The following is a 17,598-nucleotide window of genomic DNA, read 5'->3' on the forward strand; positions in this document are numbered from 1 at the left end:
CGCGCCCCACCTTCCGCGCTATGGGAGCGGCGATGAGCATGGATGTTGACGCGCAAGGCGATATCGAGCCGCAGACGGTCCAGTGGCTGCAACGGGCCGCCCTGTCCTATATCGACCGCTATCCGACCAGCCGGGCCAATCTCGTCCGGGTGCTGCGCCGCAAGCTGCACCGCCGTGGGCTGGACGATGCCGCGCATCGGATGCTGGCGGAAAGCCTTGCAGACCGATTGTGCGCGGCCCGCCTGGTCGACGATGCGCAATTTGCCGAGCTGCGCGTGTCCGCCCTGAAGCGGCGTGGCGCCTCTGCGCTGGCGATCCGCGGCAAGCTGATGGAAAAAGGCGTGGACGACGAGACGGCCGCTGCCGCCATGGAACGCGAAGGGCATGACGAGGCGGCTGCCGCCCTGCGCTATGCGCGGCGCCGGGGGCTCGGCCCATTCCGCCGGAAGGACCGGCAGGCCCGCCACGATCGTGACATCGCCGCCATGATGCGCGCGGGCTTTCCCGGCGGGGTTGCGCGCCGCGTCGTGGAAGGGGATGGGGAGCCGGCCGAAGACGCCTGACTTCGCCCCTGCGTCAATCGGTCCGGAACGGTTGGGCGGCCGGCGTCATTCCCCTTCCAAATCCACAACAGGTTTGGAGCATGACCATGCCGAACATTCGTCAGGCACGTATCGCAATTCTTGCAACCGATGGTTTCGAGCAGTCGGAACTGATGGAGCCCTTGACCAAGCTGCGCGAAGCCGGCGCCACCGTCGATGTCGTGTCGCTGGAAGCCGGAGAGATCAAGGGCTGGGACGAGACGGACTGGGGAGAGAGCGTTCCGGTGGACAAGACCCTCTCGCAGGTGAGCGTCGACCAGTATGACGCGCTGGTGCTTCCGGGCGGCCAGATCAACCCGGATGTCTTGCGCACCAAGCCCGAGGCCGTGCGCTTCGTGCATGATTTCTACAACACCAAGAAGACGCTGGCGGCCATCTGCCATGCGCCCTGGCTCCTGATCGAGGCGGGCGTGATTTCCGGACGGGACGTCACCTCCTACGAATCGATCAAGACCGACGTCGTCAATGCCGGCGGCAAATGGCACGACGAATCGGTGGTGACGGACCAGGCGCTGATCACCTCCCGCAACCCGGGCGATCTGCCGAACTTCATCGCCAAGATCATCGAGGAGGTCGAGGAAGGCCGCCACGAGAAGCGCGAAGCGGCCTGATCGGGCTGCAGGACCGACATCGAGCGGGAGCGTCCACCGGACGCTCCCGCTTTTTTCTCGTCAAGCCTCCGGCTCGAAGACGTCTTCCAGTGCGTAGTGGCGGACAGTGTGACGATTGGCGATGAGCGTCTCGATGGTCGGCTCATCGGACAAGGCCCGCGCAATGGCGAGCTTCGTCGCCTCGTAATTGGTGCGGTAGAGGTCTTTCCGGTCGAGTTCCGCATGCGTGGCGCAGCGCGGATCGAGCCAGACCATGACGATCATGCAGAGTGCGTCCAACCCCTCGCGCGGGAGGGTCCCGTCGATGACGCAGTCGAGGATCGCATCGCCGATGGCGGCCTGCACGACGCCACCCAAAAGCTCCACATAGGCGCTGTTCTTGATGGTCGCCTTGGTGGTCATCATGGTGGGCGGGCGCACGAGTTGGTTGCAGTCACGCACCACGAACATGCGCGTATGCCCCTGGACCTGCCCCATCATGGCGGCGAAGGCCTGCCCGGCCGGCCCGTCGACGGTGCCGATCAGCACCTCCGGCATGGCGTCCGTATACTGCCCTTCCGCCGCAAAGACGGTGGCTTCGCCCACCTTGAAGAAGGGTTTCGACATCAGATCATCCTTCATGAATGTGCCCGCGCCAGCAAGAGCATGGCCGATTGCACACGGCAAGCGCGACCGCCTTCCAAAAGCCATCTTCGACGTTGCCGAGCGGCCGGGCATGCGTGTAAGTGTGCCACTGACGTTTTCGTATCGAAGGGGAGCCCGATGGCGAACAACCATTCCAATGAGGCCATCACATCCGCGCCCATGGATTATGCCGAGCACGAGAAGACCTATGACGGCTTCGTCTGGCTGGTGAAGTACGGCACCATCGCTGTCGTCGCCATCCTCGTCGGCATGCTGGCAAGCCTCATCGGCAATTGGGGCGTCTTCGGCGGGCTCTTCGCCTTCGTCGCGTCGGGCGCCGTTCTGACCTACATCCTGCGCTGATCGCACTGCCCAACAAGGCCGCCCGTTCGCGCTGCGCCGGGTGAGGGGGACCCATACGCACATGAAACTCTTCGTCGCCAGGGAAATCGCGGCGGACGAGCCGCGGGTCGCGGCCTCGCCCGACAGTGTCAAGAAACTCGCCTCGCTCGGCTTCGACGTGGTGGTGGAGGCCGGCGCCGGCGACGGCTCGCGCATCCCCGACGCCGCTTTCGAAGCGGCCGGCGCCACGATCGGCGCAGCCGGCGATGCCGCCGCGGCGGACGTGATCCTGAAGGTCCGCCGGCCGGAAGCGTCCGAGATCGCGACCTATCGCAGGGGCGCCGTCGTCGTGGCGGTGATGGATCCCTACGGTCAGGATGCCGCGCTCGCCGCCATGGCGCAGGCCGGGCTGACGAGCTTTTCCATGGAACTCATGCCGCGCATCACGCGCGCGCAAGTCATGGATGTCCTGTCCAGCCAGGCCAACCTTGCCGGATACCAGGCAGTGATCGACGCCGCTGCCGTCTATGACCGTGCTTTCCCGATGATGATGACCGCCGCCGGAACGGTGCCCGCTGCGCGTGTCTTCGTGATGGGCGCGGGCGTGGCCGGGCTGCAGGCCATCGCCACGGCCCGCCGGCTTGGCGCGGTGGTGAGCGCCACCGACGTGCGCCCGGCGGCCAAGGAACAGGTGGAATCGCTCGGCGCCAAGTTCATCGCCGTCGAGGACGAGGAATTCCGCGCCGCCGAGACGGCCGGCGGCTACGCCAAGCAGATGTCGGCGGAGTACCAGGCCAAGCAGGCAGACCTGACGGCCAGCCATATTGCCAAGCAGGACATCGTCATCACCACGGCGCTCATCCCCGGCCGTCCCGCGCCGCGGCTCGTCACGCGCCAGATGATCGAGACCATGAAGCCGGGCTCCGTCCTGGTGGATCTGGCCGTCGAGCGCGGCGGCAATGTCGAGGGCGCGGTGCCCGGCAGCGTCGCCGATGTCGGCCCTGCACGGGTGGTCGGCTATTTGAACGTGGCCGGCCGCATCGCGGCGACCGCCTCGCTCCTCTACGCCAAGAACCTGTCGGCCTTCGTGGAAACGCTGGTCGACAAGGACGCCAAGGCACTGCGGATCAACCTCGAGGACGAGCTGCAGAAGGCGACGGCGCTGACGCATGACGGCGCCGTGGTGCATCCGCAGTTCAAACCGACCGGGCAAGGGGAGGCCGCATGATGGCCAGCCAGGACGTTGTAACGACACATCAGGCGCTCGACGCCGCGCAGGGGGCAATCGAAGCCGCCCGCGCGGGGCTCGACCGCATCGCCGCCGGCGACGGCGTGGCGCGGGCCATGGAGACGGCGGTGGGCGTGGACCCCTTCGTCTTCCACCTCGCCATCTTCGTGCTGGCGATCTTCGTGGGCTACTATGTGGTCTGGTCGGTCACGCCGGCCCTTCACACCCCGCTCATGAGCGTGACCAACGCCATCTCCTCGGTCATCATCGTGGGTGCGCTCCTGACCGTCGGCATCTCCGCCTCCGGCATCGCCACGACGTTCGGCTTCGTCGGCCTTGTCCTGGCGTCGGTCAACATCTTCGGCGGCTTCCTCGTCACCCAGCGGATGCTGGCCATGTACAAGAAAAAAGAGAAGTAAGCCGCCATGTCCGAAAATTTCGCGGCTTTCCTCTACCTCGTCTCCGGCGTCCTCTTCGTGCTGGCGCTGCGGGGCCTGTCGCATCCGACGACGAGCCGGCAGGGCAACTTCCTCGGCATGGCCGGCATGGGCCTTGCGGTGCTGACGACCCTCCTTCTGGCGCGCCCGAGCTTCGGCGCGCTCCTGATTATCGTGATCGGCATCGCCATTGGCGGCGGCATCGGCGCCTATACGGCGCGGCGCATCGCCATGACGGCCATGCCGCAGCTCGTCGCCGCCTTCCACAGCCTGGTCGGCCTGGCGGCCGTGGCCGTGGCGGCCGCCGCGCTCTATGCGCCGGAGGCCATCGGCATCGGCACGATCGGCCATATCCACACGCAGGCGCTGGTGGAAATGTCGATCGGCGTGGCGATCGGCGCCATCACCTTCACCGGCTCGGTGATCGCCTTCCTGAAACTCGACGGGCGCATGAGCGGCAAGCCGATCATGCTGCCGTCCCGGCACCTGATCAATCTGGTGCTCGGCGCCGTCCTGGTTCTGCTCGTCATTTCCTTCGCGCTGACGCAGAGCCATCTCCTCTTCTGGCTGATCGTCCTCGTCGCGCTGGCGCTGGGTGTGCTCCTGATCGTCCCAATCGGCGGGGCGGACATGCCGGTGGTCGTGTCCATGCTCAATTCCTATTCGGGTTGGGCGGCGGCCGGCATCGGCTTCACCCTGCAGAACCTCGCGCTCATCATCACCGGTGCGCTGGTCGGCTCATCCGGCGCGATCCTGTCCTACATCATGTGCAAGGGCATGAACCGGTCCTTCATCTCGGTGATCCTGGGCGGGTTCGGCGGCGATGCCGCCGCCGCGTCGGCCGATGCCGGGCCGGAGCGCACGGTCAAGCAGGGCTCGGCCGAGGATGCGGCCTACCTGATGACCAATGCGGCCCGCGTCATCATCGTGCCGGGCTACGGTATGGCCGTCGCCCAGGCGCAGCACGCCCTGCGTGAGATGGCCGATGTCCTCAAGAAGGAGGGGGTGGAGGTAAAATACGCCATCCATCCCGTGGCCGGGCGCATGCCGGGCCATATGAACGTGCTCCTGGCCGAGGCGAACGTGCCCTATGATGAGGTCTTCGAGCTGGAGGACATCAATTCCGAGTTCGCCCAGACCGACGTCGCCTTCGTCATCGGCGCCAACGACGTGACCAACCCCGCCGCGCGGGACGACCCGTCCTCGCCCATCTACGGCATGCCCATCCTGAACGTGGACCAGGCGCGAACCTGCCTCTTCATCAAGCGCTCGCTCGGCTCGGGCTATGCGGGCATCGACAATACGTTGTTCTACAAGGACAACACGATGATGCTGTTCGGCGATGCCAAGAAGATGGTCGAAAACATCGTGAAGGCCATGGCGCACTGAGGTGTTCCGCTGGGCATCAACCCGCGGCCTTGACTGACAGCGCGGCGCCAGAGGCGCCGGCACAGACCGGAGGCGACAGGCCGATGCCACGGCAGGATGCGCTCACCACGCCGGACGGGCGCTATATCGTCGTGCGCGGGCGGCTGTGGCGCCGGGCCGATCCATCGCTCCCGCCGGAGCGGCGGGAAGCCTTGGTCAGGGACCTGATGGCCGCCCGCCGCGCCGTGCGCACCGCGCGGCAGGCGCAGGATGAAACGGCGGAAGGCGCGGCCCATCGTGCCGTGGATGCGGCCAAGCAGGCGCTCGGGGAGCGCGGCCCCGTCTGGTGGACCGACGGGGCGCCCGATCTGAACCGCCATATGGCCCGCACGACACCCTATGCCGAATGGTTCGCGCGGCACAGTGCGGATTGACCGTCAGCACTCTTGCCCGCCCGTCCTTCGCCCCCTTCCTGACACATGTCGCGTTCCGAACGTCTTCTCGATCTCCTGCAAGTCCTGGCGCGCCATCGGCGCCCCGTGACGGGCCGGGTGCTCGCCGCCGAGCTCGGCGTCAGCCTGCGCACCCTTTACCGCGACATCGGCAGCCTCCAGGCCCTCGGCGCATCGATCGAGGGCGAGGCCGGCCTCGGCTATGTCCTGCGGCCGGGCTTCCTGTTGCCGCCGCTCATGTTCACGCCGGAAGAGCTCGAGGCGCTGGTGCTCGGCTCGCGCTGGGTGGCGGCCCGCGCCGACGAGCCAATGCGCGTTGCCGCGCGCAACGCGCTGGCGCGCATGAGCGCGACCCTGCCGCCGCAGCTTCAGCGCGATATCGATGCCATGCCGTTGCTTGTCGGCCCGGGCGCAGCCATGGCGCCGGACAGGGTGCCCCCGCTCATGCTGCGCAAGGCGATCCGCCTGGAACGCAAGCTGATCCTCACCTATCACGATGCGGCTGGCGCGCCCTCGGAGCGCACCGTCTGGCCCTTCGCCTTCGGCTATTTCGATGCAGCACGCATCCTGGTGGCGTGGTGTGAGCTGCGGGAAGGGTTCCGCCATTTCCGCACCGACCGGATCGAGCGCGCCGACATGTCCGACATGCGCTATCCGACGCGGCGGCAGGCGCTTCTGGCCCAGTGGAAGGCGGGAGAAGTGGATCGCGGTTTCAAAAGGCCGGCTGCTGCTGACGGAAACTGACACACGCCGCGCCTAAATGTCCGCGCCGTTCCATCCCGGAACGGAGACCATTCCCGATGACACTGCACAATACGCTGCTTCTGCATGTGGCCGATGTGGCCACCAGCCTTCGCTTCTACACGGTCGTCCTCGACCGTCAGCCCGTGGACGCGGGCGAACGCTTCGCCATCTTCGCGCTGCCGTCCGGCCTCGGGCTCGGGCTCTGGCAGGTGAACGACGTTCAACCGGCATCCGTTGCGGCGGGCGGCGCGGCCGAGCTTGGCTTCAAGCTGGAGGATGATGCGGCGGTCGACCGCTGCCATGCGGACTGGGTTGCCCGTGGGGCCGACATCATCCTGCCGCCGACCACGCTGGACTTCGGCCGCAGCTTCGTCGCGCGGGACCCCGACGGCCACCGGCTCCGCGTCTACGCCATGGGCAGTGCGGGCTGACGCGGCACAGGGCTGGAAGGCCGGCCTGATTCCGTCCCGGGCGCCGACGCGCTCATTTGCGGAAGAGGGCCGGGACAGGCGGTCGATGGTCTGCCCGAAGGGCGTGGTCAAGGTCCGGCCCCATCCCGCCTGCAACGCAGTGCTTCATCTGGCGGGAGAGGGCGGGGGCAAGCGCGAACGCGAATAACCTGGACGGGCGGGTCGATGCCCCGCGCGCCGGGGAACCGCCCCTCCTGCGTTCGGCCTGTCACGCCGGGTTCGGCTGACCGGCCGTAACGCGTTGGGCTTTGCACGCCCATCGGCGCCGGGCGCTGCGACAGGCGCACTGCCGGTTGACAGCGCTTGAGCGTCAGGCCCAGCCCGCTTGCCGTTGCGCTGCCAGCGCGTCCATCTGGCGGGAGAGGGTCGGGACCAGCGGGAAGAGATCGGCCTGGAGGGCGTGGTAAATGTCCGGCTTGCCGAGGAACTGCCCCTCATGCGGCTGGCCGGCTGCGTCGAGTTCGGCGAACCAGCCGCCATGCGCATGGTCGATGAAGCGCGCGTCCGCAAAGGCCCAAAGGCGGGCGTACCAGTCCTCGAGTTGGGGTGTGCGATCAACGTGCAGAAGCGCAGCCAGGGCGCCGATGCCCTCTGTCACCGGCCACCAGTAGCGTGCCTTTATGGCCGGAGCGCCCGTATCGTCCACCGTATAGGCAAGGCCGCCATCCGGCAGCCAGGCATCGGCCAGCGCGCGTTCCACAAGGGCGCGCGCCGCCTGAGGCCAGCGCGGATCCGTCCGTCCGGACAGGTCCCAATATTGCAGGATGAGCCGCCCGAATTCGAGCGAATGGCCGGGCGTGGTGCCGGGTGGCCGGAACATGGGATCGCCCGAATAGGCCGGATCCACCGTCCAGTCCTCGTGGTAATGCTCGGGAATGCGCCAGTTGTTGCCGGCCGCCATGTCCAGGACGAAGAAACCGAAGATGCTGCCGGCCATGTCCAGGTAGCGCTGCCGACCCGTGGCCTCGAAAGCGCTCATCAGCGCCTCGGCCAGATGCATGTTGGCGTTCATGCCGCGATAGGTCGAGAAGGGCTGGAAGTCGCGGGTGAGTTCGTCGCATGCGCGGCCGCGTGAGGGCTCCCAGAAATGACGGTCGATGACCGCCGTGACATCCTCCACCAGCTCCAGACCGCCCGGATGGCCGGCGTGATGGGCGCTGGCCCCTGCCAGGAGGACGAAGGCATGGCCGTAGGCGAACTTGCGGTCATCCACCGGCCCGTCATCGTCCACGCTGCCGAAATAGCCGCCATGCCGTGGGTCGTGGTGGCGTTCCTTCAGATACGCCATTCCGTGGTCGATCATCTCCCGCGCGCCGGCAAAGCCGATGGCCTCCCCGAGCGCAGAGGCGTGGATCATGCGGGTGGTCCAATGCAGGGCCTGCACGGGGTCCGGCCGGGGCGTGCCGTCCAGGGCAAGATTGTAAAAGCCGCCGGCGGGCCGCAAGGCGCCGCGGAAGAAGCGCAGTTGACGCTCGGCATCCGCCAGGAGCGCCTGGCGGTGATGTGGCTGGGCCAGGAGGCTAGTGCCGTCGCGGTCCGTCGATGCGTCGGTCTTATCCTGCTGCGGCATGGTCGATCCTCCCCCCGGCGCGTGGCTCTGCGGCACGCTTGGATCAAGCATGTGCCGCAGAAGCTGTGCTCAAGGCAAGGCGGGATCGTTCCGCCGGAGCGTCAGGAAGAGGCTGCCGGGGCTCCGGCGCCGCTTTGGGTGCGGCCCATGCCGTCACGCGCCGGGGCGTATTTGGGATCGAGCTGCGCGCCACGGGCAAAGGCGCGGTAGGCCTTGGAGGTTTCTCCGGCGGCTTCCAGGATCAGGCCCTGGTTGACCCAGTATTCGGCCTTGGCATTGTCGAGCTGCAGGGCGCGGTTGATATCGTCACGTGCGTCGTCGACGTTCTTCAAGGCCAGGTAGGAGATGGAGCGCGCGGAATAGGGCTCCGGCGAATTGGCTTCCATCGAGATGGCAGTCGAGAAATCCTCGATCGCCTGCCGGTGCTGGCCGTCGATCTGATAGAGCAGCCCGCGATTGTGGTAGGCGCGCGGATCGGTGGTGTTCAGATCGATCGCACGCTGGAAATCGGCCAGCGCTTCCCGGTTGCGACCGGCCACGCGGTAGATGTTGCCGCGGCCGATATAGGCCGTATCGTAGTTCGGGTTGATCTGCAGCGCCCGGCTGTAATCGGCCGCCGCTTCCGAAAGCTTGCCTTCCTGGCGCAGCACAAGGGCGCGGTTCGCATAGGCCTGGTAGTAGTTGGGATCGATCTGGACCGCGCGGGTGAAATCGTCCACTGCCCGGCCATACTGCCCGGCCTGGCCGTAGGCCGTGCCTCGCACATTGTACACTTCCGGGTTCTGGGGGCTCGCATTCACGGCCGCCGTCAGCGACTCGATGTTGCCGGCCGCGCCCTGTGCCTGGTTCAGGCTGATGGCCTGGAAGTCCGGCCCGGCGCTCTGGCAGGCCACGAGCAGCAGCGGCGCGGCAACCGCGACGCTCAGGCGAAGTGCATGGCGTATCGTCATGACCATCGAGAATTCCCCCATCAACGTCCGGTTCACCGGCACTGTCGGCCGGCAGTGGCGCCCAGCCCGAGCTTCCGGCCGGCGAAAGGCCAGTGGAACCAGGACAGTTCCGCTGCACCCTCTTTTACGGACGAAAATACGGCAAGATCATACGAAAAGGGCGGCGAAGTTCTGAAACCGCGCCACCCGTATCATTTTTGTCGTGAGGCCGAAGCGTCGGTCAGCGGGCCGGAGCGGCGCGACCACCGGCAACCAGGCCTTCGCGCTGGGCGCGCTTGCGGGCCAGCTTGCGGGCGCGGCGGACGGCTTCGGCCTTCTCGCGGGCGCGCTTTTCCGACGGCTTCTCGTAGAAGTTGCGCATCTTCATTTCGCGGAAGATGCCCTCACGCTGCATCTTCTTCTTCAGAGCGCGGAGAGCCTGGTCGACATTGTTATCGCGGACGAGTACCTGCACGAGTGTTCCGTTCATCGTTCGTTGAGCACGAAAAAGCGCTTCGCCAAGGCGAAAGCCGTTGCGGAAAGGAACCCTTCCCGCAGAATTTGGCGCTGATTACCAGATAGCCCGATCCTTGTCGAGATGCCGGGCCGCGCTTTATTGCCCGCCGGCGCCCGGCAGATTGCGCAGGATATCGTCGGCCGCAAAGCTTGCCGCGCGCTCGAAAGCCTCGTCGCTATCGCCCCGGAAGGACAGTTTGCGTGCCAGCGCGACCTGGCCGCTCGGTACGTCGATCACATTCACCCAGCCGGACGAGATGAGTGTGCTCATCTTCTGGACGGCGCCGAGGACGATGTAGTCCGCCTGAACGCTACGGGCCGATTCGAGAAGGTCGACCGGCCGCGAATTGGCGGGCGTGCAGCCTTGCGCGGTGCAGGGCAGCTCGACCGCATCGACGGTTCCGGGCGCGCCGAGGCCGTCCTGCAGCAGCGTGCGGAACAGCACCATGCGCCGCTCATGCGCGGCCGTCTGATCGGTCGGCTCGCCGGACGTGTCCACGTAGTCGAAGGGCATGACGGCGAGCCGCGGCTCGGCCGCGTGGGCCGGCGGCACTGCCGGCGCCGCCAGGGCGGCCAGGATGAGGAGGGGCAGGCGAAGCGGCATGGCGGCAACCTTCCGCCGTTCGAACAACGGCCGTGTGGGGCGCCCATGGTCTGGCAGACTGAAGCGCAGCGCGCGCGGCGTCAAGCGGCGCCACGCGCCTGGTTGCTGCGATCCACCTGTTGCAGCACGTGCAGGAGCGCGCGCAGGGCGATCTCCACGCTTTCGCTCGAGGCGGCCTCGCTCTCCGGGCCGAGCGCTTCGCTGATTTCGGCCAGGCGGCTGCGCCCGGTCATGCTGCGCCCATGCTCGGCCAGGGCGGCGATCTGCGCGCGAATGGCCTCCAGCCGCTCGCGTTCGGGCGGGGTCGGCGGCGTGGTGCCGAAGCGGCGTGCCAGTACATGCACCGCATGGACGATGGCGTTGACGCGCATGATGGCGCGCCGCCATTCGGCCTGGCCCGCACCGAAGGTCCAGGCGCTTTGCAAGGGCCCGATCGCGGCGCGGATGTCGGCATGCGCCCGGTCGAGCTGGCGCACCCGCACCAGGAGCCGCGCCGGGTTGTCGCCGCCATCGAGCGCGATGGCGCTTTCCACGAACTGATCGAGCGCCTGCATGAAACGGTCCATGGCCTGGCGCGCCAGGCTGCGCGTGGAGCGCGGCAGGACGCAGAGCGAGACGAACATGCCCGCCGCCGCGCCGATCAGCGTTTCCTCCAGCCGCAGGATCAGGAGTTCGGGCGTGAAGGTTCCGATGAGGCCATAGACGAGCGAGATGGCGACCGTCATGAAGAAGGTCATCGCACCGTAGGACACGGTCAGAAGGTAGAAGCCCCAGAAGACGCAGGCCGCCACCAGGACGAGGGTCGGCGCCAGCGCGCCGTGGATGGCGGTGGCCAGAACCATGCCGGCGATGATGCCGCCGGCCGTGCCCAACGCGCGTTCGAGCCCCCGGATCATCGTCTCGCCGCGCGACTGCGTGTTGGTGAAGATCAGGAAGGCGGTCAGGACTGCCCAGAACCAGCGGTCGGGCGACAGGAAGATGCCGCCCGTCATGGCGATGGCCGAGGCGAGCGTGACCTGGAAGGCTTCCCGCAGGGCGGGATCGCTGCGCCAACCCGTGCGCGTGGAGGGCGGCCGGCGCGGCTCCGGGCCGCCGCCGGTCTGGAAGGCGGCATCGGGCGTCGCCTGCGCGGCGGCGCGCACCTGATGCCGCGCCCGGGCGAGCGTTTCCAGCCGCTCGGCCACTGCCGGGGCCATGCGCCCGGACACCCCGTCCGCCGCGGCTTCACGGGCGCCGGCGAGCGCCATGCCGAGGGCGCTTTCCATGGCCAGGTGAAGATCGAACAGCCGGGCCGCCAGAAGGGCGGCGTGCGGATCGGTGCCCGACTCGGCCATCGGCAGATAGGCCTCGCACAGAAGGATGACGTCCTTGCCCCGCCGCTCCGCCGACAGCGCCTCGGCGCGGGTTGCGGGCGTCCAACCCCAGCGCACGCCGCGCCGGATCTGGCCGGCCAGGCGGCCGACGCATTCGTCCAGCGCCTCGGCGGCGCGGCGGAAATCCTCCGCCGGCCGCTCCGGAATCAGGACGTTGCGCGTCAGATGGGCGATGACCGCCGACAGGACGAGCGACAGCGCGATGCCGGGCAGATCCGTCAGGACAGGATGCAGATAGGCGGCGATCATGCAGCACATGAAGGCGAACATGCCGACGCCTTGCCACCGCGTGCCGAAGCGGCGCGCATAGACCGCCACGAAGATCACGCAGAGAAAGATGACATTGACCGCACCCAGCCGCTCATGGCCGAAGGCGCTGACCAGGCAAATCACGCAGAAGCCCGTCAGCACCGCGATGGCGCGGGTGATGGCCCTGGCGCGCGCCGTGGTATCCTTGATGGCGACGGCGCCCTGGATGGCCGTGGCAAGCGCGATGCCGTAGGCGGCCGGGGTCAGGGCCAGCCAGGGATGGAGCATGGCCAGCGCCGCGCAGACGAGCACCACGGTGATCAGCGCCCGGCTGCCGAGCCGCAGCCGGACGAGGCCGGGATCGGAGGCCAGCAGCCTCTGGCGCAGGCCGAAGCCGTGCCGCTCTTTTGGGGAGTTGCGCGATGTGCTCATTGCCGCTTTGTGTAGAACAGTTGCGGGCGGAGCAGAAGATGAGCGAACTCGACCGAACCGATCGTCGGATCCTGAAGGCGCTGCAGGCCGATGGCCGCATGACGAATTCGGACCTTGCCGCGCAGATCGGCCTGGCCCCGTCCTCGCTCGGTGAGCGGCTGAAGCGGCTGCAGAAGGATGGCTACATCCTCGGCTTCGGGGCCCGGCTCGATCCGCAGCGGCTCGGCTTCGGCCTGCTCGTCTTCGTGGAGGTGATCCTGGACACGACGACGCCCGATGTCTTCGAGCGCTTCGCCAAGGCGGCGCGGCGCACGCCCGAAATCCTGGAATGCCATATGGTGGCGGGCGGCTTCGATTATCTGATCAAGACCCGTCTGCCCGACATGGCCGCCTACCGGCGCTTTTTGGGAGAGATCGTCCTGGCGCTCCCGGGGGTGCGGGAAACGCGAACTTACGCGGTGATGGAAGAGGTCAAGAATGACGGACTCCTGCCTCTTTGAAGGCCAAGTCCTTTTCAAACGATTTTAATTTGGAGTGGAGGCTTCCACCGTCTTTACGTAGCCTGCGTTGCACAGCACAAGAACAGCCGAACTAGTCCAGGCCGCTCTATTTGCCGCGCGCCGCACTTTGGAGGCACCATGCTAAGAACCGAGACCGTCCGCAGGATCCTGTCCTGGTACGAGGGGGAAACACCCGGGCTGAAGAGCAATCTGTCCCGCCTCCTGATGCATGGGCGGCTTGCCGGCACCGGTCGGGTCGTGATCCTGCCCGTCGACCAGGGTTTCGAGCATGGCCCGGCGCGCAGCTTCGCGCCGAACCCGGCGGCCTACGATCCGCACTACCTGTATGAGCTGGCCATCGAATCCGGCGTGTCGGGCTATGCCGCGCCGCTGGGCCTTCTGGAGCAGGGCGCCGACACCTTCGCCGGCGAAGTGCCGCTGATCCTCAAGCTGAACAGCGGCAACTCGCTGGTCACCCGCCAGGACCAGGCCTTGACGGGCACGGTCGAGGACGCGCTGCGGCTCGGCTGCGTGGGCGTGGGCTTCACCATCTATCCGGGTGCGGACGCCTCCTACGACATGATGGAGGAGCTGCGCGACATCACGCTCAAGGCCAAGTCCCGCGGCCTGATGACGGTGGTCTGGTCCTATCCGCGCGGCGGCAAGGTCAGCAAGGACGGCGAGACCGCGCTCGACATCATCGCCTATGCCGCGCACATGGCGGCGCTGATGGGCGCCACCATCATCAAGGTGAAGCTGCCGACCGACTTCGTCGATCTGAAGGACGCGCAGCCGACCTATGAAAAGAACGACATTCCGCGTGCGAACGGCGCCGATCGCGTGCGCCACATCATGCAGTCCTCCTTTGCCGGCAAGCGCCTGGTCGTCTTTTCGGGCGGCGCCGCCAAGAACGAGGAAGAGCTTCTGGGCGAGGTCCGGTCCATCCGCGAAGGCGGCGGCAACGGCTCGATCATCGGCCGCAATTCCTTCCAGCGCCCGAAGGCAGAGGCGCTCGCGCTTCTCGATAAGGTCATGAGCATCTACGCCTGACCTTGCCTTGCGCAATTGCTAAAGCGGGGAGGGGGAATTACCTATGAGGTGCTCCCCTTCCCGCGAGACAGGTATGCGCACGATGACCAAGGCCGCCAAACTGACGCGCAACGAGACGCTGGTTCTCGATGCGCTGCGGCAAGGGACCGGGCCCCTGACCGCCTATCAGATCCTCGACATGCTGCGCCCGGAGGGGATCAAGGCGCCGCTGCAGATCTATCGCGCCCTGCGCGCTTTGTCGGGACGCCATCTCGTCCACCGCCTGGAAAGCCAGAACGCCTTCGTGGCCTGCTCGCACGGCCATCACGAAGGCCATCGGCATACGGTGATCTTCCTGGTGTGCCACGCGTGCCAGACGGTGCGCGAGGCCGTCGACCCGGGTATCGACCGCGCCGTGGCACGGCTTGCCGAGGCGGAAGGCTTTGCCGCGGCCGATGCCGCCATGGAGATTCGCGGCCTGTGCCCGCAATGCCAGGCTGCCGGTGTGCGCCAGACGGACGAGACGGTGGCCCCGGCCGACTGACGATGCCCGCGCCCGCCTTTCGCGGGAGGCGATCAGTTTCCGGCGGCCGCCTTCAATGCCTCTGCCGGATCGCGCGGGGCGCCGCTTTCGTCGAAACCGGCCAGATAGGCGATGACGTTCTTCAACTCGTCGGGCTTCTTGATGCCGGGAAAGATCATCTTGGTCTTGGGGACGACGGCCTTGGGGTTCTGCAGCCAGGCGGTCATGAGCTCTTCGTTCCAGACCTTGCCTTCGCCCCAGGTGACGAGGTCGGGCGAAAACTTGAACCCTTCCACGATGCCCGGCTTTTCGCCGATAATGCCGTTGAGCTCGGGGCCGACCTTGTTGGCGGCGCCGGCTCCGACGGCGTGACAGGCCATGCAGCGCCGGAACACTTTTTCCCCTGCCGCAGGATCTCCCATCTCCTGGGCGGCGAGGGGGGTGATGGTCGCGGCCACGCACAGGATGCTGGCGGCGATTGTCGCCTTCCGCATGATTCCTCCAGATATTGCGGTGCCCGACGCGCGCTCAATCTAGGTTGAACAATTCCAGCTTGGCAACGGAGAATTCTTAGCTCTTCGCGTCTTAACCATGTTCCTTATCGGTGCGTTAGGGATCAGTCATCTACAGGAGTGGACAAGGGTGGCGCGCACCGCGCGAGCAGTGTCAGTCCGGAACCGTCCCGGCCCGCCGCAACGCAACCGGCATCGCCGTGGGATGCGCCCCGCCCATCCGGCCCGAACGTGGCCGGCAAGCACCGCGACCGCGGTATCTGGAGCATATGACATGAAGCGCATCGCACTCATCCTGGCGGCGTCGGCCGTTCTGGCCGGCCCGGCCCTTGCCGCGGACATCTATTACGACCAACCGGTCGCAGCCGCGCCGATGGCCTATGATACGGGCTTCACCTGGACCGGCTTCTATGTCGGCGGGCAGGGCGGCGTGGCCCTGAGCCGCGAATCCGGCCTGTTCTCATCGAACAACTCGTCCTTCCGGGGCGGCAGCGCCGACGGCAATGCCGGCGTGGTGCTCGGCCTGCATGGCGGTTACGACTATCAGGTCCAGAACTTCATCCTCGGCGCCGTCGCCGATCTGAGCTATGTCGACGCCAATTCCCAGGCGACGTTCCAGCAGTTCGGCCAGGAGTTCGGTTCCAAGCAGGATATCGACTTCATGGGCACGCTGCGCGCCAAGGGCGGCCTGACCTCCGACCGCTTCGCCGTCTATGCCACGGGCGGTCTTGCCTATGCCAACGTGTCGAACAAGCTGATCGGCAGCCCGCAGGTTTCGTCCGCAGGCCAGACCTACAACGTCTCCCTGGAAAAGGATGACGACAATTTCGGCTACGCCGTGGGCGCCGGGCTCGACTACCTGCTCGGTCAGAACATGTCGGTCGGTATCGAGTATCTCTATACCGATCTCGGCAAGGTGAACACGAAGGTCAAATACACGCCCGTCGGCGGCACGATCGCGACCGATTCCCTGAGCGCGACCTCCAACGACGATCTGGACTTCCACACCGTCTGGGCCAAGGCCTCCTGGCGCTTCAACTGAGGCCGGGCTGCGTAGAGGCAGAATCGCAAAAGGCCGCCAGGGAAACCCGGCGGCCTTTTGTTTGTTGAGGGGGTTGCACGACAGGCAGCCCGGAGCACTGGACGAACTAAGAATATCGTCCTAATGTCGGCGGAACCGGTTGGGGTGAAGAGCTGTGTCCGTCGCCCTGTAATGCAGCGGGGCGGTCAGTCGTCTCCCCGCCGATCCGGCCCTTCTTGTAAGCTACATTCAGCGGGCGCATCGCTGTTTGTTCGAGTAACGGCTTTCGGGCTTTACTCTCATGCCCTCTACGGCGTGACGGATCGGCTGCCATCGCGGGCAGGCCATCGCGCCTTCAGCCACGCGCGGGGAGCCAGCCGCCGAGGTTTTCCTCGATGATGGTGGTCAGCGCGGTGATGTGCGGGGCGTCGTCGTTCAGGCAGGGAATATAGGTGAAGCGCTCGCCGCCCGCATGTTCGAAGGCCTCGCGGATCTCGCCGTTGATTTCCTCAAGCGTCTCGATGCAATCGGCGCTGAAGGCGGGGGAGGCGACGGCGATGTGCCGGATGCCCTGGCGCGCCAGATCGGCCACATGCTCCACGGTATACGGACGCAGCCATTCTTCAGGGCCGAAGACGGATTGGAAGGTCGTGTCGATGCTGCCCTTGTCCCAGCCCAGGCGCTCGCGCAGGAGGCGCGTCGTCTTCTGGCACTGGCAGTGGTACGGATCGCCCTGCATGAGGTACCGCTTGGGCATGCCGTGATAGGAGGTGATGAGCCGTTCCGGGCGTGCATCCAGCCCCGCATAGACACGCTCGACCGATTGGGCGAGCGCCTCGACATAGAGCGGATGCTCGAAATAGGCGTCCACCACCCGCGACGCCGGTTGCCGGAACTGCTTCATCAAGGCCCGGAAGAACTGGTCGTTGGCCGTCGCGCTCGTCGCGCCGGCATATTGCGGATAGAGCGGGACGTAGAGGATGCGGGTGCATCCGGCATCCACCATGCGCTGCACGACACTGTCCACGGATGGATTGCCGTAGCGCATGCAGAACTCCACCATGACCTTGTCGCCATGGCGCTCGGACATGGCTTTTGCGACCGCGGCGGTCTGCCGTTTGGTGATGGTCAGGAGCGGGCTTTCGTTCAGCTCCTCGTTCCAGATGCTCTTGTAGTTGGCGCCGCTGGAAAAGGGCCGCTTGGCCAGGATCACCGTCTGGAGGATCGGCTGCCACTTCCACCGCGGATAGTCGATGACCCGCTTGTCCGACAGGAATTCGCTGAGGTACCGGCGCATGGACCAGTAATCATAGCCATCCGGCGTGCCGAGATTGGCCAGGAGAATCCCGACCCTGGGCTTGGCCACCGGCGGATGATCGGCCGGCATGGCGTCGGTGCGGCCAAGGGTGCTGGGCTGGTTCATGATGTCTTCCGGTTGGAGGTCGGCGGGTTCCAGCCCCAT

Annotated in this window: 21 protein-coding genes; 13 read left to right on the forward strand and 8 right to left on the reverse strand. The window is 66.7% G+C overall.

The annotated features are described in order from the left end of the window. The first annotated feature begins 32 nt into the window (after positions 1 to 32). Positions 33 to 563 carry a regulatory protein RecX gene (locus tag AUL30_RS07470; RefSeq protein ID WP_192843032.1) on the forward strand — a complete coding sequence of 177 codons (531 nt, stop codon included), beginning with the start codon at positions 33 to 35 and terminating at the stop codon, positions 561 to 563. Positions 564 to 649: 86 nt separating this feature from the next. Continuing rightward, entirely contained in the window at positions 650 to 1,213 is a 564-nt protein-coding gene (locus tag AUL30_RS07475; protein ID WP_062227374.1) for a type 1 glutamine amidotransferase domain-containing protein, read from the forward strand. A 60-nt stretch (positions 1,214 to 1,273) separates the two neighbouring features. On the opposite strand, the gene fae is transcribed toward AUL30_RS07475, so the two are convergent. Further along, a complete protein-coding gene (gene fae / locus AUL30_RS07480) occupies positions 1,274 to 1,819 on the reverse strand; it encodes a formaldehyde-activating enzyme (RefSeq protein ID WP_062227375.1) in 546 nt (181 codons plus the stop codon). 156 nt (positions 1,820 to 1,975) lie between these two features. On the opposite strand from fae, the gene AUL30_RS07485 reads away from it, so the two are divergent. The 7 genes from AUL30_RS07485 to AUL30_RS07515 all read left to right on the forward strand — a co-directional run bounded on the left by AUL30_RS07485 (position 1,976) and on the right by AUL30_RS07515 (position 6,839). Beyond that, complete coding sequence (locus tag AUL30_RS07485; RefSeq protein WP_062227255.1) at positions 1,976 to 2,200, forward strand: aa3-type cytochrome c oxidase subunit IV; 225 nt, start codon at positions 1,976 to 1,978, stop codon at positions 2,198 to 2,200. Positions 2,201 to 2,261: 61 nt separating this feature from the next. Next, the gene (locus tag AUL30_RS07490) at positions 2,262 to 3,407 is read left to right on the forward strand and encodes a Re/Si-specific NAD(P)(+) transhydrogenase subunit alpha (RefSeq protein WP_062227256.1); all 1,146 of its coding nucleotides are present in this window, start codon (positions 2,262 to 2,264) and stop codon (positions 3,405 to 3,407) included. Further along, the gene (locus AUL30_RS07495) at positions 3,407 to 3,826 is read left to right on the forward strand and encodes a proton-translocating transhydrogenase family protein (RefSeq protein WP_062227376.1); all 420 of its coding nucleotides are present in this window, start codon (positions 3,407 to 3,409) and stop codon (positions 3,824 to 3,826) included. Before AUL30_RS07490 ends, AUL30_RS07495 begins: the two co-directional genes overlap by 1 nt. A 6-nt stretch (positions 3,827 to 3,832) precedes the next feature. After that, the gene (locus tag AUL30_RS07500; protein WP_062227257.1) at positions 3,833 to 5,233 is read left to right on the forward strand and encodes an NAD(P)(+) transhydrogenase (Re/Si-specific) subunit beta; all 1,401 of its coding nucleotides are present in this window, start codon (positions 3,833 to 3,835) and stop codon (positions 5,231 to 5,233) included. An 83-nt stretch (positions 5,234 to 5,316) separates the two neighbouring features. Beyond that, a complete protein-coding gene (locus AUL30_RS07505) occupies positions 5,317 to 5,646 on the forward strand; it encodes a hypothetical protein (protein ID WP_062227258.1) in 330 nt (109 codons plus the stop codon). 45 nt (positions 5,647 to 5,691) lie between these two features. Further along, positions 5,692 to 6,408: a helix-turn-helix transcriptional regulator gene (locus AUL30_RS07510; RefSeq protein WP_062227259.1), complete on the forward strand. Its 717-nt coding sequence runs from the start codon at positions 5,692 to 5,694 to the stop codon at positions 6,406 to 6,408. 56 nt (positions 6,409 to 6,464) lie between these two features. Beyond that, entirely contained in the window at positions 6,465 to 6,839 is a 375-nt protein-coding gene (locus tag AUL30_RS07515) for a VOC family protein (protein ID WP_062227260.1), read from the forward strand. Positions 6,840 to 7,188: 349 nt separating this feature from the next. On the opposite strand, the gene AUL30_RS07520 is transcribed toward AUL30_RS07515, so the two are convergent. The 5 genes from AUL30_RS07520 to AUL30_RS07540 form a co-directional block, all read right to left on the reverse strand. Continuing rightward, positions 7,189 to 8,448, reverse strand: a complete 1,260-nt coding sequence (locus AUL30_RS07520; RefSeq protein WP_062227261.1) for an AGE family epimerase/isomerase — start codon at positions 8,446 to 8,448, stop codon at positions 7,189 to 7,191. A gap of 101 nt (positions 8,449 to 8,549) precedes the next feature. Next, entirely contained in the window at positions 8,550 to 9,398 is an 849-nt protein-coding gene (locus AUL30_RS07525; RefSeq protein ID WP_244490738.1) for a tetratricopeptide repeat protein, read from the reverse strand. A gap of 220 nt (positions 9,399 to 9,618) precedes the next feature. Next, complete coding sequence (rpsU, locus tag AUL30_RS07530) at positions 9,619 to 9,852, reverse strand: 30S ribosomal protein S21 (protein ID WP_062227377.1); 234 nt, start codon at positions 9,850 to 9,852, stop codon at positions 9,619 to 9,621. Positions 9,853 to 9,990: 138 nt separating this feature from the next. Then, positions 9,991 to 10,497, reverse strand: coding sequence for a DUF2380 domain-containing protein (locus AUL30_RS19690; protein ID WP_062227263.1), 507 nt, complete (start codon positions 10,495 to 10,497; stop codon positions 9,991 to 9,993). Between the two features lie 80 nt (positions 10,498 to 10,577). Continuing rightward, entirely contained in the window at positions 10,578 to 12,551 is a 1,974-nt protein-coding gene (locus tag AUL30_RS07540; RefSeq protein WP_062227264.1) for an FUSC family protein, read from the reverse strand. A 38-nt stretch (positions 12,552 to 12,589) separates the two neighbouring features. Between AUL30_RS07540 and AUL30_RS07545 the strand changes: the two genes are divergently transcribed. From AUL30_RS07545 to AUL30_RS07555, 3 genes are all read left to right on the forward strand, one after another. Further along, positions 12,590 to 13,051 (forward strand): Lrp/AsnC ligand binding domain-containing protein, encoded by a 462-nt coding sequence (locus tag AUL30_RS07545; RefSeq protein ID WP_062227265.1) that lies wholly within the window; start codon positions 12,590 to 12,592, stop codon positions 13,049 to 13,051. A gap of 138 nt (positions 13,052 to 13,189) precedes the next feature. Then, positions 13,190 to 14,101 (forward strand): class I fructose-bisphosphate aldolase, encoded by a 912-nt coding sequence (locus tag AUL30_RS07550; protein ID WP_062227266.1) that lies wholly within the window; start codon positions 13,190 to 13,192, stop codon positions 14,099 to 14,101. Positions 14,102 to 14,183: 82 nt separating this feature from the next. Next, positions 14,184 to 14,624, forward strand: a complete 441-nt coding sequence (locus tag AUL30_RS07555) for a Fur family transcriptional regulator (protein ID WP_062227378.1) — start codon at positions 14,184 to 14,186, stop codon at positions 14,622 to 14,624. Between the two features lie 32 nt (positions 14,625 to 14,656). Here the strand turns inward: AUL30_RS07555 and AUL30_RS07560 are convergent, their stop codons facing one another. Further along, complete coding sequence (locus tag AUL30_RS07560; protein WP_062227267.1) at positions 14,657 to 15,097, reverse strand: c-type cytochrome; 441 nt, start codon at positions 15,095 to 15,097, stop codon at positions 14,657 to 14,659. Between the two features lie 292 nt (positions 15,098 to 15,389). Between AUL30_RS07560 and AUL30_RS07565 the strand changes: the two genes are divergently transcribed. Further along, complete coding sequence (locus tag AUL30_RS07565; protein WP_062227268.1) at positions 15,390 to 16,157, forward strand: outer membrane protein; 768 nt, start codon at positions 15,390 to 15,392, stop codon at positions 16,155 to 16,157. A gap of 334 nt (positions 16,158 to 16,491) precedes the next feature. Here the strand turns inward: AUL30_RS07565 and hemH are convergent, their stop codons facing one another. After that, positions 16,492 to 17,559 carry a ferrochelatase gene (gene hemH, locus AUL30_RS07570; RefSeq protein ID WP_210173821.1) on the reverse strand — a complete coding sequence of 356 codons (1,068 nt, stop codon included), beginning with the start codon at positions 17,557 to 17,559 and terminating at the stop codon, positions 16,492 to 16,494. Positions 17,560 to 17,598 lie beyond the last annotated feature (39 nt).

The sequence above is a fragment of the Aureimonas frigidaquae genome (assembly GCF_001463905.1).
GTDB classification, from domain to species: domain Bacteria; phylum Pseudomonadota; class Alphaproteobacteria; order Rhizobiales; family Rhizobiaceae; genus Aureimonas; species Aureimonas frigidaquae.

Bases quoted from the DNA above. Each gene is read 5' to 3' on its own strand.
- AUL30_RS07500 (WP_062227257.1), top strand. From the start codon at position 3,833: ATGTCCGAAAATTTCGCGGCTTTCCTCTACCTCGTCTCCGGCGTCCTC.
- AUL30_RS07545 (WP_062227265.1), top strand. From the start codon at position 12,590: ATGAGCGAACTCGACCGAACCGATCGTCGGATCCTGAAGGCGCTGCAG.
- AUL30_RS07475 (WP_062227374.1), top strand. From the start codon at position 650: ATGCCGAACATTCGTCAGGCACGTATCGCAATTCTTGCAACCGATGGT.
- fae (WP_062227375.1), bottom strand. From the start codon at position 1,819: ATGTCGAAACCCTTCTTCAAGGTGGGCGAAGCCACCGTCTTTGCGGCG.
- AUL30_RS07495 (WP_062227376.1), top strand. From the start codon at position 3,407: ATGGCCAGCCAGGACGTTGTAACGACACATCAGGCGCTCGACGCCGCG.
- AUL30_RS07525 (WP_244490738.1), bottom strand. From the start codon at position 9,398: ATGACGATACGCCATGCACTTCGCCTGAGCGTCGCGGTTGCCGCGCCG.
- AUL30_RS07560 (WP_062227267.1), bottom strand. From the start codon at position 15,097: ATGCGGAAGGCGACAATCGCCGCCAGCATCCTGTGCGTGGCCGCGACC.
- AUL30_RS07565 (WP_062227268.1), top strand. From the start codon at position 15,390: ATGAAGCGCATCGCACTCATCCTGGCGGCGTCGGCCGTTCTGGCCGGC.
- hemH (WP_210173821.1), bottom strand. From the start codon at position 17,559: ATGAACCAGCCCAGCACCCTTGGCCGCACCGACGCCATGCCGGCCGAT.
- AUL30_RS07520 (WP_062227261.1), bottom strand. From the start codon at position 8,448: ATGCCGCAGCAGGATAAGACCGACGCATCGACGGACCGCGACGGCACT.
- AUL30_RS07550 (WP_062227266.1), top strand. From the start codon at position 13,190: ATGCTAAGAACCGAGACCGTCCGCAGGATCCTGTCCTGGTACGAGGGG.
- AUL30_RS07510 (WP_062227259.1), top strand. From the start codon at position 5,692: ATGTCGCGTTCCGAACGTCTTCTCGATCTCCTGCAAGTCCTGGCGCGC.
- AUL30_RS07540 (WP_062227264.1), bottom strand. From the start codon at position 12,551: ATGAGCACATCGCGCAACTCCCCAAAAGAGCGGCACGGCTTCGGCCTG.
- AUL30_RS07555 (WP_062227378.1), top strand. From the start codon at position 14,184: ATGACCAAGGCCGCCAAACTGACGCGCAACGAGACGCTGGTTCTCGAT.
- AUL30_RS07515 (WP_062227260.1), top strand. From the start codon at position 6,465: ATGACACTGCACAATACGCTGCTTCTGCATGTGGCCGATGTGGCCACC.
- AUL30_RS07505 (WP_062227258.1), top strand. From the start codon at position 5,317: ATGCCACGGCAGGATGCGCTCACCACGCCGGACGGGCGCTATATCGTC.
- AUL30_RS07470 (WP_192843032.1), top strand. From the start codon at position 33: ATGAGCATGGATGTTGACGCGCAAGGCGATATCGAGCCGCAGACGGTC.
- AUL30_RS07490 (WP_062227256.1), top strand. From the start codon at position 2,262: ATGAAACTCTTCGTCGCCAGGGAAATCGCGGCGGACGAGCCGCGGGTC.
- AUL30_RS19690 (WP_062227263.1), bottom strand. From the start codon at position 10,497: ATGCCGCTTCGCCTGCCCCTCCTCATCCTGGCCGCCCTGGCGGCGCCG.
- AUL30_RS07485 (WP_062227255.1), top strand. From the start codon at position 1,976: ATGGCGAACAACCATTCCAATGAGGCCATCACATCCGCGCCCATGGAT.